This is a genomic window from Geodermatophilus sp. SYSU D00766, from assembly GCF_054049915.1.
The window spans coordinates 63,734-78,509 of the sequence record NZ_JBJGYI010000001.1 but is presented as its reverse complement, the minus strand read 5'-3'; the positions used below and the strand labels follow the sequence as shown (position 1 = coordinate 78,509).

The 14,776-nt window shown below is 76.8% G+C and carries 14 protein-coding genes; 7 read left to right on the top strand and 7 right to left on the bottom strand.

The genetic code is table 11. From position 1 onward, the window contains the following. A complete protein-coding gene (locus ACI8AD_RS00380) occupies positions 1-825 on the bottom strand; it encodes an IclR family transcriptional regulator domain-containing protein (protein WP_456868542.1) in 825 nt (274 codons plus the stop codon). Positions 826-910: 85 nt separating this feature from the next. Then, on the bottom strand, positions 911-2,416 hold the full coding sequence (locus tag ACI8AD_RS00375; protein ID WP_456868541.1) for an amidohydrolase family protein: 1,506 nt from the start codon (positions 2,414-2,416) through the stop codon (positions 911-913). Positions 2,417-2,638: 222 nt separating this feature from the next. On the opposite strand from ACI8AD_RS00375, the gene ACI8AD_RS00370 reads away from it, so the two are divergent. Genes ACI8AD_RS00370 through ACI8AD_RS00355 form a run of 4 tightly spaced genes read left to right on the top strand, consistent with a single transcriptional unit; the run spans position 2,639 to position 6,570 of the window. Next, on the top strand, positions 2,639-3,829 hold the full coding sequence (locus ACI8AD_RS00370; RefSeq protein WP_456868540.1) for a CaiB/BaiF CoA transferase family protein: 1,191 nt from the start codon (positions 2,639-2,641) through the stop codon (positions 3,827-3,829). Then, positions 3,826-4,647, top strand: coding sequence for a citryl-CoA lyase (locus ACI8AD_RS00365; RefSeq protein ID WP_456868539.1), 822 nt, complete (start codon positions 3,826-3,828; stop codon positions 4,645-4,647). The genes ACI8AD_RS00370 and ACI8AD_RS00365 overlap by 4 nt, the downstream gene beginning before the upstream one ends. Beyond that, positions 4,644-5,615: a zinc-binding dehydrogenase gene (locus ACI8AD_RS00360; RefSeq protein ID WP_456868538.1), complete on the top strand. Its 972-nt coding sequence runs from the start codon at positions 4,644-4,646 to the stop codon at positions 5,613-5,615. Before ACI8AD_RS00365 ends, ACI8AD_RS00360 begins: the two co-directional genes overlap by 4 nt. Positions 5,616-5,670: 55 nt before the next feature. Continuing rightward, the gene (locus ACI8AD_RS00355; RefSeq protein WP_456868537.1) at positions 5,671-6,570 is read left to right on the top strand and encodes a dioxygenase family protein; all 900 of its coding nucleotides are present in this window, start codon (positions 5,671-5,673) and stop codon (positions 6,568-6,570) included. Here the strand turns inward: ACI8AD_RS00355 and ACI8AD_RS00350 are convergent. Both ACI8AD_RS00350 and ACI8AD_RS00345 read right to left on the bottom strand, forming a co-directional pair. Continuing rightward, positions 6,543-6,938: a nuclear transport factor 2 family protein gene (locus ACI8AD_RS00350; protein WP_456868536.1), complete on the bottom strand. Its 396-nt coding sequence runs from the start codon at positions 6,936-6,938 to the stop codon at positions 6,543-6,545. The two genes, ACI8AD_RS00355 and ACI8AD_RS00350, sit on opposite strands and share 28 nt — an antisense overlap. Beyond that, positions 6,935-7,969 (bottom strand): uroporphyrinogen decarboxylase family protein, encoded by a 1,035-nt coding sequence (locus tag ACI8AD_RS00345; protein ID WP_456868535.1) that lies wholly within the window; start codon positions 7,967-7,969, stop codon positions 6,935-6,937. Before ACI8AD_RS00345 ends, ACI8AD_RS00350 begins: the two co-directional genes overlap by 4 nt. A gap of 265 nt (positions 7,970-8,234) precedes the next feature. On the opposite strand from ACI8AD_RS00345, the gene ACI8AD_RS00340 reads away from it, so the two are divergent. After that, positions 8,235-9,062 (top strand): hypothetical protein, encoded by an 828-nt coding sequence (locus tag ACI8AD_RS00340; RefSeq protein WP_456868534.1) that lies wholly within the window; start codon positions 8,235-8,237, stop codon positions 9,060-9,062. 91 nt (positions 9,063-9,153) lie between these two features. Next, the gene (locus ACI8AD_RS00335) at positions 9,154-9,462 is read left to right on the top strand and encodes a hypothetical protein (RefSeq protein ID WP_456868533.1); all 309 of its coding nucleotides are present in this window, start codon (positions 9,154-9,156) and stop codon (positions 9,460-9,462) included. 31 nt (positions 9,463-9,493) lie between these two features. Here ACI8AD_RS00335 and ACI8AD_RS00330 read toward each other — a convergent pair whose 3' ends face one another. From ACI8AD_RS00330 to ACI8AD_RS00320, 3 genes are read right to left on the bottom strand one after another with little or no spacing between them, the layout of a single operon-like run. Next, positions 9,494-10,342 (bottom strand): tryptophan 2,3-dioxygenase, encoded by an 849-nt coding sequence (locus tag ACI8AD_RS00330; RefSeq protein ID WP_456868532.1) that lies wholly within the window; start codon positions 10,340-10,342, stop codon positions 9,494-9,496. A gap of 56 nt (positions 10,343-10,398) precedes the next feature. After that, positions 10,399-11,757: a circularly permuted type 2 ATP-grasp protein gene (locus ACI8AD_RS00325; protein ID WP_456868531.1), complete on the bottom strand. Its 1,359-nt coding sequence runs from the start codon at positions 11,755-11,757 to the stop codon at positions 10,399-10,401. Then, positions 11,754-12,641 (bottom strand): ATP-grasp domain-containing protein, encoded by an 888-nt coding sequence (locus tag ACI8AD_RS00320; protein ID WP_456868530.1) that lies wholly within the window; start codon positions 12,639-12,641, stop codon positions 11,754-11,756. The genes ACI8AD_RS00325 and ACI8AD_RS00320 overlap by 4 nt, the downstream gene beginning before the upstream one ends. A gap of 124 nt (positions 12,642-12,765) precedes the next feature. Here ACI8AD_RS00320 and ACI8AD_RS00315 point away from each other — a divergent pair, with 124 nt between their 5' ends. Then, positions 12,766-14,757, top strand: coding sequence for a glucuronyl esterase domain-containing protein (locus ACI8AD_RS00315; protein WP_456868529.1), 1,992 nt, complete (start codon positions 12,766-12,768; stop codon positions 14,755-14,757). Positions 14,758-14,776: the final 19 nt, after the last annotated feature.

Here is a 14,776-nt window from a genome sequence, read left to right as displayed (position 1 = left end):
CTACGCGGTGGCCGAGCCCGCCGGCCGGGGCAGCTGGACGTGCGGCCGGGACTGCCACAGCGCCCACTCCGCACCGACCTCGCCCGCCGTGCGGAGCAGCAGCGGCAGGTGGTCCCCGAGCAAGCGGTCGATGGTCGTCTCGGCCGCGTGCACGGTGACGTTCATGGCGGCCTGCACGACGCCGTCCCGGTCGCGGACGGGGACCGCGACCGAGCGCACCCCCGGGGCCAGCTCCTCGTCGGCCAGCGCCCACCCCCGGGCGCGGACCTCCGTCAGCTCCTCGTGCAGCTGCTCCGGCGTCCGGTGGGTCCGCCCGGGCAGGCCCGACCGGCTGGGCTCGGCCAGCGTCGCGGCGAGCCGGTCCGGGGGCAGGGCGGCCAGCAGGACCTTGCCCTGCGAGGTCAGCACCGCCGGGAACCGCGTGCCGATGTCGACCCGCAGCGCGATCAGCTTGGGCACCGACACCCGGGCGACGTAGACGATGTCGGACCCGTCGAGCTGCGCCATCGACGACGACTCGCCGGTGCGGGCGACCAGCGCCTCCAGGTGCGGGCGGGCGATGTCCCACAGGCCGAGCGCGCCGACGTAGGCCATGCCCAGGGTGAGCACCTTGGGGGTCGGCTGGAACGCCCCGCCGGAGGACCGGACGAACCCCAGCTCCTCCAGGGTGAGCAGCAGCCGGCGGGCGGTGGGCCGGGCGAGCCCGACCGCGGTCGCCACCTCCGTCAGCGACATGCTGCGGTGGTCGGCGTCGAAGCAGGCCAGGACGTCCAGCCCGCGGGCCAGGGCCTCCACGAAGTCCGGTCCCGTGCCGCGCCCCGCCATCGCACATCCCTCCCCCCTCGCGAGGATGACACGGGCCGCGGGCGGCGGCGCGCGCCCCGCCGGGCGCGTCACCGGTCCGGGCCGGTCACCGCCCGAGGACGCGCTCCTCGCCGCCGGCCCGCTTCGACTCGTCCTTGAAGTCGGTGTACTGGTACGGGTTCTCCAGGATCGACTGCTCGGCCTCCGGCGCCTCCGGGAACATCCCGGCCTCCCAGACCTCCTCGCCGCACTCCGCCTGCAGGTACCCGATCGTGTCCTCGACCTCCCGGCGCACCGCGGCGAGGTCGATCCCGACCAGCCTGCCGTCGGACTTCACCACCCGGCCGTCGACGACGACGGTGTGCACGTCGCCGCGCTGGGCCTGGAACACCACGTGGCCGACCGGGTTGAGCAGCGGGAAGGAGACGGGGGAGTCGTCGTTCTTGACCAGGACGACGTCGGCCTTCCTGCCGACCTCGATGCTGCCCAGGTCGCGGTCGCGGCCGATGGTGTGCGCGCCGCCGCGGGTGCACCACTCCAGGACCCTCGCCGCCCGCAGCCGCAGGTGGGTGACGGTCTCGCCCTGCAGGTGCGCGGTGAGGTGCTCGGCCATGCGGTCGGCGTTGAGCGTGGCGCGCATGGCGGAGAACATGTCGCCGCTCCACCAGACGCTAGTGTCCATCGACAGCGACACCGGGATGCCGTACTGCAGCACCTGCTCGGTGGGCGCGTGGCCCTGGCCGGCGCTGCACTCGGACTCGGTCGCCACCGAGATCGACCCGCCGGTGGCCGCGATCCGCTGGTAGCTGTCGCGGGTCAGCGTCGAGGCGTGCACGTAGGTCGTCTCCGGCGTCATGAACCCGCCGTCGTACATCTGCTGGATGCCGGTGTCGCTCGTCGCGCCCCACACGCCGGCGTGCGTGGTGACCGGGATCCCGAGGTCGCGGGCCACCTCGAACGCCGCCCGCTCCGGGAAGGCCGGGTCGCCGGTGACGTCGAACGCCATCTGCACGCCCATCCGGTCGTCGCCGGCGTCGCGCAGCCGCTCCAGGATCGAGCGGACGGCCGGGTCGGCGCTCCACTCCCACGGGCCGGCCTGGATGTTGCCGTACGCCAGGACGAACCGGCCGGGCACCGACCGGAGCGCCTCGATCGCGGCCTCGGCGTGGTCGGTGGTGTGCAGGTTGTGCGACCAGTCGACCGTGGTGGTCACGCCGGCGTCGAGCGACTCGATCGCCGCGAGCCGGTTGCCCGCCGCGATGTCCTGCGGCCGGAACTTCCTGCCGTGCTCGAGGTAGTACCAGACGAAGTACTGGGTGAGCGTCCAGTCGGCGCCGTAGCCGCGCATCGCCGTCTGCCACATGTGCCGGTGGGTGTCGATCATGCCCGGCATGACGATGCCGCCCGAGGCGTCGATCTCGGCGGTGCCCTCGGGGACGTCCAGCCGGTGGCCCACCGCGGCGATCCGGTCGTCGACGACGAGCACGTCGGCGTCCCGCAGGACCGTCGCGGCGTCGTCCACGGTCAGGACGGTGCCGCCGCGGAACACGAGCGGACGGCCGGCCACGGGGGCACCGGCCCCGTCGCCGCTGGCAGCACCGGACATGCTCATCGTCTCCTCCTCGGACGGCGGGTGTCGTCCGGACCGCTGTCCGCCTGACGGCCACTGGTCCGGGCGGCGCCACTCTGGTGTGATGCAGACCACGTGTCAAGGTCGGCGGACGACCGTCACGGACGACGACCGGTCGTTGACAGGACCGGTCGCGGCCCGCAGACTCCGGCCCGGACGCACGTCCGCATCGCGGAGTCCCCGGACGAGAGGCGAGCCCGCCCGATGACGTCGAGACCCCCCGACCCGGCGCCCCGCGGGCCGCTCGCGGGCCTGCTCGTGGCCGACTTCTCCCGGGTCCTCGCCGGCCCGTACGCCACGATGCTGCTGGCCGACCTCGGCGCCGAGGTGGTCAAGGTCGAGGGGCCGGGCGGGGACGACACCCGCACCTGGCAGCCCCCGGTCCGGGACGGCGTGTCGACCTACTACCTGGGCGTCAACCGCAACAAGCGCTCGGTCGTGCTGGACCTGAAGGACCCCGGCGACGCCGCCCTCGCGCGGGAGCTGGCGCGGCGGGCCGACGTGCTCGTCGAGAACTTCAAGCCCGGCGGACTGGCCCGCTTCGGGCTGGACCACGCCAGCGTCGCGGCGGAGAACCCGCGGGTCGTCTACGCGTCCATCAGCGGGTTCGGCAGCGCGCCCGGGGGACGGTCGCTGCCCGGCTACGACCTCATCGTGCAGGCCATCTCGGGGTTCATGAGCCTGACCGGCGACCCCGAGGGGGAGCCGTACCGGGCCGGCGTGGCGCTCTTCGACGTCATGGCCGGTCTGCACGCCACGATCGGGGTGCTCTCGGCGCTGCACCACCGCCGCGAGACGGGGGAGGGCCAGCACGTGGAGGTCAACCTGCTCTCGTCGGCCCTGTCGGGCCTGGTCAACCAGACCAGCGCGTTCGTCGCGGGCGGGGTCGTCCCCTTCCGCATGGGCAACAGCCACCCCAGCCTGTTCCCCTACGAGCCCCTGCCGTGCGCCGACGGGGAGCTCATCGTCACGGCGGGCAACGACGGGCAGTTCCGCCGGCTGTGCGAGGTGCTCGGGGTGCCCGGGCTCGTCGACGACCCGCGGTTCGCCCGCAACGAGGACCGGACGGCCAACCGCGACCAGCTCCGCCCGCTGCTGGTCGCGCGGCTGCGCACCCGATCGAAGGCGGACTGGTTCCGCGACATCATCGGCGCGGGGGTGCCGTGCGGACCGATCAACACCATCGACCAGGGCGTGGCCTTCGCCGAGGAGATCGGCCTCGCCCCGGTGGTCCACGCCGGGGAGGGCCCGGCCGCCGTCCCCTCCGTGCGCAACCCGATCACGTTCTCGGCGACCGCGGCGGAGTACCGGCTGCCACCGCCGGCCGTCGACGAGCACGGCGCGGAGATCCGCCGGTGGCTGGCGGAGCCGGCCGGTGAGGAGGCGTCGGCATGAGCGGTGACGGGCTCTCGTTCCCGACGTCCCTCGGCACGTCGACCGCCGACGAGATCCGGCTGCTCGGCCGGGACCTCACCGCCGACCTGATGGGCCGGGTGGGCTTCGGCGAGCTGGCGTTCTGGCTGCTGAGCACCCGCCGTCCCACGCCGGCCGAGACCCGCGTGTTCGAGGCGGTGCTCGTCGCCCTCGCCGACCACGGCTTCACGCCCACCGCGATCGCCGCCCGGCTGACCTACCTGTCGGCGCCGGACTCGCTGCAGGGGGCGCTGGCCGCCGGGCTGCTGGGTGGCGGTTCCCGGTTCCTCGGCGTCACCGAGGACTGCGGGGTGTTCCTGCACACGGTCCTCGAGGCGCAGGACGGGCCGCTGCCCACCGACGACGACGGCTGGGACGCGCTGGCGCTGGCGGCGGTGCAGGCCACGCGGGCGGCCGGCCGCCTCGTCCCCGGCCTCGGCCACCCGGTGCACAAGGTGCGCGACCCGCGCACCGCGGTGCTCGTCGGCATCGCGGAGGAGGAGGGGCTGCGGGGGCCGCACCTGCGCCTGTTCGAGGCGGTCGGCCGGGTGCACGAGCAGGTCCTCGGCCGGCGGCTGCCGCTCAACGGTGCCGGCGTCTGCGGTGCCGCGCTCGCCGACCTGGGGCTGCCGGTCGAGATGCTGCGCGGCGTCGCCCTGCTGGCCCGGGCGGCCGGCCTGCTCGGGCACATCGCCGAGGAGCGCCGCCGGCCGATCGGCATGGACGCCTACCTCGCGGTCGACCGCAACGCGACCTACGTCGACCCCGACGGCCCCGGCGACCAGGAGCCACCGGGATGAACGCGGCGGTCCTCCCCGAACCGGGCGGCACGCCCGCCTACGCCGAGCACCCCGACCCGGTGCCGGCGGCCGGGCAGACGCTGGTCGCGGTGACCGCGGCGCCGATCGTCCCGCTCGACCAGCTGTGCGCGTCGGGGACCTCGTACTTCGGGCGGCCGGCCACCCCCTACGTCCCCGGCGTCCAGGGCGTCGGGGTGGTCCGGCGCTCGGCGGTGCTCGCCGAGGGGACCCGCGTGTTCGTCTCGACCACCGCCGGCATGCGGCCGGGGGACGGCAGCCTCGCCGAGCAGTGCGCGGTCCCCGACGAGGACGTCGTGCCGATCGACGCGGACGTCGACGACGCCGCGCTGGCCGCCCTGGGCACGTCCGGGATCGCGGCCTGGGTGGTGCTCACCGAGCGGGCCCGGCTGCGGGAGGGGGAGACCGTGCTCGTCCTCGGCGGCGGGGGAGCGGTCGGGCAGGCCGCGATCGGCGCGGCCGGGCTGCTCGGCGCCGGCCGGGTGGTGGCCGTGGCCCGGTCGCCGGAGGCGCGGGAGCGGGCCCGCCGCGCCGGCGCCGACGAGGTGCTCGCGTCCGGCGGCGACGTCGACGAGCTGACCGCCCGGCTCCGCGACGCCGTCGGGGCCGGGGCCGACGTCGTGGTCGACCCGGTGTTCGGCACCGCGGCGACCGCCGCCGCGCGGGTGCTGGCCGTCCGCGGGCGGCTGGTCAACCTCGGCGGGTCCGGGAGCGACGTCGCGCGGTTCTCCTCGGCCGACCTGCGCAGCCGCTCGGCGTCGGTGCTCGGCTACACCAACAACCACCTGACCGCCGGCGAGCGCCGCGACGCCGTCACCGCGGTGGCCGGCCACGCGGCGGCCGGCCGGCTCGCCGTCGCCCACGAGGTGCTCCCGCTCGCCCGGGTCGCCGAGGCCTGGGACCGGCAGGCGTCCGGGCAGGCGGGTGTGCGGCTGGTCCTCACGCCCTGAACCACCCACCGCGCGGGCGGCGCCCGCCGCCCGCGGCCCCGAGGAGGAGGCGACCGTGCAGCTGGTCACCGAGGAGAACATCACCGACCTGGCCGTGCAGCGCTGGGCCACGGCCAGGGACCCCCGCACGGCCGAGCTCCTGACGGCGCTCGTGCGGCACCTGCACGCCTTCGCCCGCGAGGTCCGGCTGACCGAGGCGGAGTGGATGGCGGCGGTGCAGTGGCTGACCCGCGCCGGGCAGATCAGCGACGCCAAGCGCGAGGAGTTCATCCTCGCCTCCGACGTGCTCGGCCTGTCGATGCTGGTCGTCCAGATGAACCACCGGCTCGACCCCCGGGCGACGCCCGCCACGGTGCTGGGCCCGTTCCACGTCGAGGGCTCGCCGGAGCTCGGGTACGGCGCCGACATGTCCCAGGGCCTGCCCGGCACGCCGCTGTTCGTCTCCGGCGTGGTGACCGACCTCGACGGCGCCCCCGTGCCGGGGGCGGTGCTCGACGTCTGGCAGGCCGACGACGAGGGGCTCTACGAGTCGCAGCACGCCGACGTCGACGAGGCCCGGCTGCGCGCGAAGTACCGGACCCGCGAGGACGGCAGCTACTGCCTGCGCACCGTCGCGCCGCTGGGCTACACGATCCCGATGGACGGGCCGGTGGGCGAGCTCATCGCGCAGACGGCGATCAGCCACTTCCGGCCGGCGCACGTGCACTTCCTGCTGAACGTCCCGGGCTACGAGCCGTTGATCACCCACCTGTTCCAGGAGGGCGCGCAGTACCTCGACAGCGACGTCGTCTTCGGCACCAAGGCCGAGCTGGTCGTCCGCTTCGAGCAGCGGGAGCCCGGCGAGACCCCGGACGGCGGCACCTCGGCCGAGCCGTGGCTCGAGGCGCGGTACGACTTCGTGCTCCAGCCGACGGCGCAGGCCGGGGCTCAGGCGGGCAGCGGCGTCGGCGCGTAGGCCAGCAGCCGCCACCGCCCCGAGGCCCGCGTCCACACGGCGAGGGCCAGGTTGTCGATCGTCCTCGGCACGCCGTCGACGTCGAGGTCCGCGGTCATCCGGCCGACGACGAGCGCGCTGTCGCCCACGACGGCCACCCGCTCCACCGGGTGGTCGATGCGGCGGTAGACGTAGTGGCCCGAGCGCACCTTGCCCAGGTACTCGTCCTTGGTGTCCCGGGCACCGCTGGAGTGGGCGTAGCTGAGCTCGTCGGCGCACAGCTCCGCGAGCACCGCCAGGTCGGCGTCCTGCATGGCCCGGTAGCGGCGGTCCTCGGCGGCCAGCACCGCGCGCACGTCCTCGTCGTGCGCGCCCGGCACCCCGGTCACAGCTCGGCCCGCAGGATCGCCGCCGCCTGCGCCAGCGCCCGCATCTTCCCGGCGGCCGCCGCCCGGGGGAGGTACTTGAGCCCGCAGTCGCTGGAGAGCACGAGCCGGTCGACGTCGACGTGGTCCAGCGCCCGCCGGACCCGCTCGGCGACCGTCTCCGGGGTCTCCACCGCGGGGGTCGACAGGTCGAGGACGCCGAGCGCGATGCCCTTGCCCCGCAGCGGCCGCAGGGTCGCGGGGTCCAGTCGCGACTGCGCCGTCTCGACCGAGATCGTGTCGGCCGGGGTGTCGGCCAGCTCGGGCAGGAAGGAGTAGCCCGCCGGCCGCTCGGAGACCATCGCCGCGTAGCCGAAGCACAGGTGCACGTGCACCGGGCCGGCGGCGCCGGCCACGGCCCGGGTCACCGCCTCGGCGCCGAAGCGGCGGGCCACCTCCGGACGCGCCTGCAGCCACGGCTCGTCCACCTGGACGACGTCGGCACCGGCGGCGAACAGGTCGGCGATCTCCTCGCGGACGACGTCGGCGTAGGCCATCGCCAGCGCCCGGTCGTCGCGGTAGTGCTCGTCCTGCGACTGCTGGGCCATGGTGAAGGGCCCGGGCACGGTGATCTTGGTCGCCCGGTCGGTGTGCGCGCGGAGGAACCGGACGTCGTCCACCTGGACCGGGGACGGCCGGCGGATCTCGCCGGTCACCCGGGGCACCGGGATCTCGATCCCCGACCGGTTGCGCACCGTCCCCGGCGGGTCGAGGTCGAGCCCGCCGAGCGCCGTCGCGAAGTGGTTGGAGTAGGACTCCCGGCGGATCTCGCCGTCGGTCACCACGTCCAGCCCGGCCTCCTCCTGGGCACGCACGGCCGCCAGCGTGGCGTCGTCCTGGGCCTCCTGCAGGTGCTGCGGCGGGATGCGCCACAGCTCCCGGGCGCGCACCCGCGGGGGGAAGCGGTGACCCAGCCGCTCCCGGTCGATGAGCCAGTCGGGCTGGGGCAGGCTGCCGACGACCATCGTCGGCAGCGGGGGCAGCGGTGCCGGCATCCTGTCCTCCTGGGGCGGGAGCGCGGCGACCCTCGCCGTCCGGACCTCCCGGTGCGCCATCGTCGCCGGGACGCCGGGCGCCCACCACACCGGCGCGACGGGAGGGGCGCGGATCGCCGGTCGGGCCCCTACCCTCGTGACGTGGGCAACATCGGCAAGGAAGTCCGCCGCATCGAGGTCCTGCCCGTGCCCGAGCCGACCCCCGGGCCGGCCTCGCCCGAGCGACCCGAGCCGCAGCGGGAACCGTCCCCGTCGAGGTAGGGCGGTGGACCCCTACGGTGGCTTCGAGCCACAGGTGGGCGAGATCAGGGCACTGCGCACCTTCCGCATCGGGCCGGACGGTCTGCTCTACCCCCTGTTCTCCGCCGACCCGTGGCACGAGGGCGCCAACACCGCGCGGTGCCTGCGGACCGACCGCCCGCCGCACCCCAGCCCCGGCCCGGACTGCACGTGCGGCTTCTACGCCTTCGGCGGGGAGCAGTGGCTCGGGGACCAGCCGCGCAGCCGGCACGTCCTCGCCGTCGTCGCCTGCTGGGGGCACGTGGTCGCCGGGACCCGCGGCCTGCGCGCCGAGCACTGCCGGATCGAGGCCCTGTGGCTGTCGGCCGCGGTGCCGGACGAGCTGGTCGAGCGCGTGCTGCGCAACCACCCCTCGGTGGCCGTCCACCGCGACCGGGCCCGGATGCTGGCCCAGCACCCGCCGACCGAGCTGGACTGCTACGAGCCCTCGGGCCGGGGGACCGGACGCGCCACCGGCCGCCTGTGGTGGTCCGCGGCGATCGCGGCGGCCGTCGTCGGGAGCCTCCCCGCCGACTGGCTGGGCGGATCGCGCAGCGCCGCGCTGCTGACGATCGCCCTGGCGGCCGCCTTCGCGGTGGCCGCACTGCCCCTCGCGCCGCGGGGCCCGGATGCCGGGAGGTCCGGCCGGCGGCTGCTCTGCCTGGCGACCTCGGTGTGGCTCCTCGCCGCCTTCCTCGGCCCCGTGGGCCTGGTGTTCGTGCGGCTGCCCCTGCTGCAGGCCGTGTCGATCGCGGGGCTGCAGCACCTGTGCCTGCTCGTCGAGGGCCGGCGCATCCCCGCCCAGATCGCCTGACCGCGCACCGCCCGGCGGTCGCGGGAAACCCGTTGCCCGTGCGGAGGCGCGCTGGGAGGTTCGCCGCATGCCACCCCGGAGCGTGGACCCCGTGTTCGAGCCGTTCCTGACCACCGCCGAGGCCGTGGCCCGGGACCGGCCCGAGGTCGATCCGGAGGCGGCCCGCGAGGTGTTCCGCGAGGCGGCGACCCTGCTGCACGACGGCCTGGCCCTCGACGGTCTCGACGAGCACGACGCGCGCGCCGTGGTCGCCGCGCTGTGCCGCGACCTCGTCGCCGAGGACCCCGGCGCGGCCGTGCGCGCCCGCGCCCGTGCGGTGGCCGAGCACCCCGGGGACCTGCACGACCCGGAGGCCGTGGCCGCCGCCCACCTGGTCGCCGCGTCGGTCCTGCAGCTCTGAGCGCCGGCGGGTCCGGCCGGGGCCCGGGCGCTCAGGTGCCGATGGACGTCCGCACCGCGTAGAGCTCGGGGAAGAAGGTCAGGTCCAGCGCGCGCCGGAGGAAGTCCACGCCGGAGCTCCCGCCGGTGCCGGTCCGGAAGCCGATGGTCCGCTGCACCGTGCGCAGGTGGCGGAAGCGCCACAGCTGGACGGCGTCCTCGAGGTCGACGAGGTCCTCGCAGGTCGCGTACTCCGCCCAGTGGGTCGTGGTGTCCTCGTAGATCGCCTTGTACACGGGCAGCAGCGACTCGTCGGCCACCCACGCCCGGCGCACGTCCCGGTGCAGGACGTGCTCGGGCACCGGGTGACCGGCGCGGGCGAGGAAGCGCAGGAAGGCGTCGTACACCGTCGGGCTGTCGAGCAGCTCCGCCAGCACCGCGTGCGCCTGCGGCCGGGACGCGAACACCGGCAGCACCTGCGCGTTCTTGTTGCCGAGGACGAACTCGACGGCGCGGTACTGCCAGGACTGGAAACCCGACGCGTTGCCCAGGACGCCGCGGAACTCGGTGTACTCGCTGGGCGTCAGGGTCGCGAGCACCGACCACTGCTCGGTGATGGTGCGGAAGACGTGCTTGACCCGGGCCAGGCCCTTGCGCGCGCGGCGCACGTCGTCGTCGTCGAGGTGGGAGCGGACGGCGCGCAGCTCGTGCAGGGCGAGCTTGAGCCACAGCTCGGTGGTCTGGTGCTGGACGATGAACAGCAGCTCGTCGTGGTGGTCGCTGATCGGGTGCTGGGCCGACAGCAGCGCGTCGAGGTGCAGGTAGTCGCCGTAGTCCATCCGCTCGTGGAAGTCGGTCGCCACCCCCGCCTCCAGGTCGCGGACGCCGTCCTCGATCGCCATGCCGCCTCCCTCTCCGGAACCGGAGGCCATCCTCGTCCGCCCGCCCGCCGGGACGCTCAGCCGACCACCCAGGTGTCCTTGCCGCCCCCGCCCTGGGAGGCGTTGACCACCAGCTCGCCCTCGGTCAGCGACACCCGGGTGAAGCCGCCCGGCAGCACGGTCGTCCCCTCGTCGGTGCAGAAGGCGTAGGGCCGGTAGTCCACGTGCCGCGGCGCGAGCGCGCCGTCGACGACCGTGGGGTGCGTCGACAGCGCGACCGGCTCCTGGGCGATCCACTCCCCGGGGTCGGCCAGGACGGCGGCGCGGGCGCGCCCGAGCTCGTCGGCGGACGCCCGCGGGCCGATGAGCACCCCGTGGCCGCCCGAGCCGGACCGCGGCTTGAGCACCAGCTCGGGCAGCCGGTCCAGCGCCGCCCGGCACTGCGCCGGGTCGCCGAGGTCGTAGGCCGGCTGCGAGCGCAGTCGCGGCTGCTCGCCGAGGAAGAAGCGCACCAGGTCCTCGACGTAGGGGAAGGTGCGCTTGTCGTCTGCGACGCCGGTGCCGAAGGCGTTGACCACGGTCACCGTGCCGGCCCGCAGCGGCCCCGTCAGCAGCTCGCCGAGCTCGTTGGGCCGGCCGTCGTCGTCGGTCAGCCGCTCCTCGCTGGTGCGCCGCCACAGCAGGTCCACCCGCCGCCCGTCGCGCAGCCGCAGCTCCTCGCCGCGGAGCGTCAGCTGCCCGGGCAGCACGACCGGCGCGTCCACCATCTCCCCGAGCCGGTCGATCTCCCAGGCCACCGCGCTGCGCGGGCCGTCGCCGAGCACGGCCACGACCGGGTCGGGCCGGTCGGTGGCGTCGGCGAGCATCCGCCGCACCGCCGCGACGGCGGCCTCCCGCACGGGCGCCGGTCCCGGCTCGACCCCCAGGCGCGGGGCCACCAGGTCCCGGGCGGCCAGGGCGTAGGCCAGCAGCGTCGGCGTCCGGACGTTGTCCTCCAGGACGACGAGCCGCCCGTCGGCGCCGCGGACGACGTCGGGCCCGGCCATGCCGATCCAGCGCCGCGGCGCCGGCAGGCCGGGCGCCAGGTAGCGGTTGGTGTCGAGCACCTCGGCCGGGACGACGCCGGCGCGCACCGCCTCGCGCGGACCGTGCGCGTCGGCGACGAACGCCTCCAGTGCGCGCAGCCGCTGGTCCAGGCCGGCCGCGAGCTCCTCCCACTCCGCGCGGGCGAGCACCCGCGGCACCGGGTCGACGGTGAACAGGTGGGACTCGGCGGCGGGCCCGTGCTGCAGGTCCAGGCCGGCGGCGGCGCGGGCGACGTCGGCGGCCAGCGCGCCCGGGCCGTACGCGCGGACGGCGGCCATCGCCGCCGCCGCGTGCTCCCGGTCGCCGCCGTCGGGCAGCAGCGCCTCGTCGAGGCCGGCGGCGAGGCTCACGCGGCGGCCGCCGCGCGCTGCGCCGCCGCCCGCTCCGCCACGGCCAGTGCCGCGCGGGCCACCCACCGGCCCTGCTGCGGGTCGGTGACGTCGAAGCCGAAGGGCGCGTTGGCCTCCAGCGCGAGCAGCCGGCCGTCGCGCTCGACGAGCACGTCGACGCCCATCAGCCCGCCGCCGAGCGCGGCGACCATGCGCCGGGCGAGCTGCGCCATCTCCGGCGGCGCCTCGTACACCCGCGGGTACACCGTCCCGTGGGTGACCAGCGCGCCCTCCTCCCGGGACTTCTCGTAGACCAGGGACGTGGCGCCCGGCGTGGCGAAGACGCGTGCGCAGGCCGGCTCGGCGATCCACTCCTGCAGCAGCGACGTGCCGCGCCGGTGGCCCCCGGCCGCCTCGTGCTCCCGCCAGCCGGCCTCGACCGCGCGGGCGGCGTCGAGGTCGCCGACGAGCTCGATGTAGCGCGCGCCGTCGCCGAGGGAGGGCTTGAGCACCATCTGCCGCCCGGGCATCGGCCACTCCCGCACCCGGGCCAGGTCCCACGCCGCGGGCTGGGGCACCCCGGCGGCCGCCCACACGGCGTGGGTGACGAGCTTGTCGGCGGAGGCGACCAGCGAGGTCACCGGGTTGAGCAGCGGCACGCCGGCCGCCTCGAGGAGGGTGGCCAGGGCGAAGGTGGGCGCGTAGGCGACCACCTCCTCGACGAGCACGTGCGCGATCGCCAGGTCGTAGTGGCCCGGTGGCGGGCCGGTGACCGGCCAGTCGGCCGGCACCCGGGCGAGCCGCTCGACCTCGGCGCCCTGCTCCTCCAGCGCCCGCACCCAGGCGGCCGCGTACCCGGCGTCCTCGTACCAGTCCTCGTCGGTGATCACCAGCAGCACGCGCACGCGGCTGCAGTGCCCGCGCCCCGGCCCCGTCGAACCACCGGCCGGCGAACCACCCGTCCGCGGGAGCACGGACGCAACACGCGCGACACCTGCGCGGGTCCCCGGGGTCCTAGCGTGCGGGTGCATGACGGCAGTGGCGGACCGCTCCCGGGACGGGCGCTCGGCCGCGGCCCGGCGGCGGCGCTACACCGCCGAGCTGGCCGGGGTGCTGCCGCCGAGCGAGACGTTCTCGGCGTGGCTGGCGGCCGGCGGCGACCTCGCGCCGGACTTCGCCCGGCTGCCCGCGCGCACCGGCCTGTGGTCGCCGGTCGAGGGCCTCCCGGCCGGGCCCGCCGGAGCCGCCGGCTGGGCGGCGCGGCGCGGCGTGCTGCGCGCCCGCTGGCGCCGCTGGCTCACCGGCGAGCTGCCGCCCGCGCCGCGCCGCACGCGGGTCCGCGTCGAGCGGGTGCGGACCGACGGCGGCGTCGAGGTCCGCGAGCTCACGGTCGGTGGGTCCACGGTCGGCGGGTCCACGGTCGGCGGGGGCTGGTCGGTGCGGGCGCGGCTGCTGCTGCCGGTGCCCGCGGCCGGCGTGCGGCGAGACGTGCCGGTGTACCTGCTGCAGTCCAGCCACGGCCCGTGGGCGGAGGCGGCGCTGGCCCGCGGGTGGGGCGCCTGCCTGGTCTCGGCCGCGGACGGCGACGACGACACCGAGACCGTCGAGCGGGCCCATCCCGCCGTCGTCGCCGGCCGGCTGGCCTGGCGGGCGTGGGTGCTGTCCCGGGTGCTGGACGCGCTGCAGGACGCGCCCGGGGTGGACGCCCGCCGGGTGCTGGTCGGCGGGCACAGCCGCAACGGCAAGACCGCCCTGCTGGCCGCCGCGTTCGACGACCGCTTCGCCGGAGTGGTCTCCAGCTCCAGCGGCGTGCTCGGCGCCATCCCCGCCCGGCTGTGCACCGACCGGCACTTCGGCGAGGGGGTGGAGCTGCTCACCCGGCACTACCCGGGCTGGTACCACCCGCGGCTGCGCTGGTTCGCCGGCCGGGAGCACCGGCTGCCCACCGACGCGCACGAGCTGCTCGCGCTGGCCGCGCCGCGGCCGGTGCTGGTCTCGGTGGCCGTCGAGGACCCGGTCGAGCGCGTCCCGGCCGCCCGCGCGGCCGTCGACGCCGCGCGCGACGCGTACGCCCTGCTCGGCCGCGGCGACGCCCTCGAGCTGGCGCTGCGCCCGGGCGGGCACCGGGCCGACGGGGCCGCGGTGGCCGCCCAGCTGGACTGGGCGGCGTCGGTGCTCGGCGGCCCGCCGCGCCGCCTCGTCCGGACGACGTCGGCGCCGTCCCCGGTCCCGTGGCCGGCCGACCGGGTGCGCCCGGGCCCGCGGCCGGTGCGCGGTGCCGAGCTGCGCGCCGCCGTCCGCGCCGCCCTCGGGCCGGCCGGGCGCCTCGTCCCGCGTCCGCGGGGAACGGGGGAGGGTCCGCTGCGGACCCCCGACGGCGTCGCGGTCACCCTGCTGTCCCCGCCGGGCGGGGGCGCCGGCCGCGGGCTGGTGCTCTGGCTCGGCCCGCCGTGCGCGGCGACCGGCTGGCGGGCCGGCTACGAGCAGGCCGAGCCGCTGCCGGCACTCCTGGCCGCGGCCGGCTGGGTGGTCGCCTGCCACGACCCGGTCGGCAGCGGCTCCCGGCACGGGGAGCGCCCCGGGCCGGGGTCCTCGCCGCTGGGCCGGATGACCGCCGACGCGGCCGCCGTGGCCGCGGTCGCCGCATCGGCCACCGGGCACGACCGGGCCTGGGTCGCCGCCTACGGCACGGGCGCGCTGGTGGCGCTGCACCTGTCCGCCGTCGGCGCGGTGCCGCCGGCCGGCCTGGCGCTCGCCGCCCCCACCTGCGGGGAGCCGCTGCTGCGGGCCCGGCCCGGGTACACCCTCGCCGACCTGCTCGCCGCGGCGGCCGACCGCCCCGCGGTGGTGCTGGACCCGGCCTGGGACCCCGAGGCACCGCCCGGCGCGGTGGCCGCCGCCTGCCGGGCCGCCGGCGTGCCGCGGGTGCCGCTGGCCGACTGGCACCGGCTCTCCGGCGCCACCAGGTCGGCGATGGTCGGCTGGCTGGACGCGCACGGCCCCCAGCGAGGCCCGTCCTGACCGCGGGCGGCACCGGCCA

Excerpts from the sequence above, each read along its gene's own strand:
- ACI8AD_RS00380 (WP_456868542.1), bottom strand. The coding sequence starts at position 825 with ATGGCGGGGCGCGGCACGGGACCGGACTTCGTGGAGGCCCTGGCCCGC.
- ACI8AD_RS00375 (WP_456868541.1), bottom strand. The coding sequence starts at position 2,416 with ATGAGCATGTCCGGTGCTGCCAGCGGCGACGGGGCCGGTGCCCCCGTG.
- ACI8AD_RS00370 (WP_456868540.1), top strand. The coding sequence starts at position 2,639 with ATGACGTCGAGACCCCCCGACCCGGCGCCCCGCGGGCCGCTCGCGGGC.
- ACI8AD_RS00365 (WP_456868539.1), top strand. The coding sequence starts at position 3,826 with ATGAGCGGTGACGGGCTCTCGTTCCCGACGTCCCTCGGCACGTCGACC.
- ACI8AD_RS00360 (WP_456868538.1), top strand. The coding sequence starts at position 4,644 with ATGAACGCGGCGGTCCTCCCCGAACCGGGCGGCACGCCCGCCTACGCC.
- ACI8AD_RS00345 (WP_456868535.1), bottom strand. The coding sequence starts at position 7,969 with ATGCCGGCACCGCTGCCCCCGCTGCCGACGATGGTCGTCGGCAGCCTG.
- ACI8AD_RS00330 (WP_456868532.1), bottom strand. The coding sequence starts at position 10,342 with ATGGCGATCGAGGACGGCGTCCGCGACCTGGAGGCGGGGGTGGCGACC.
- ACI8AD_RS00315 (WP_456868529.1), top strand. The coding sequence starts at position 12,766 with ATGACGGCAGTGGCGGACCGCTCCCGGGACGGGCGCTCGGCCGCGGCC.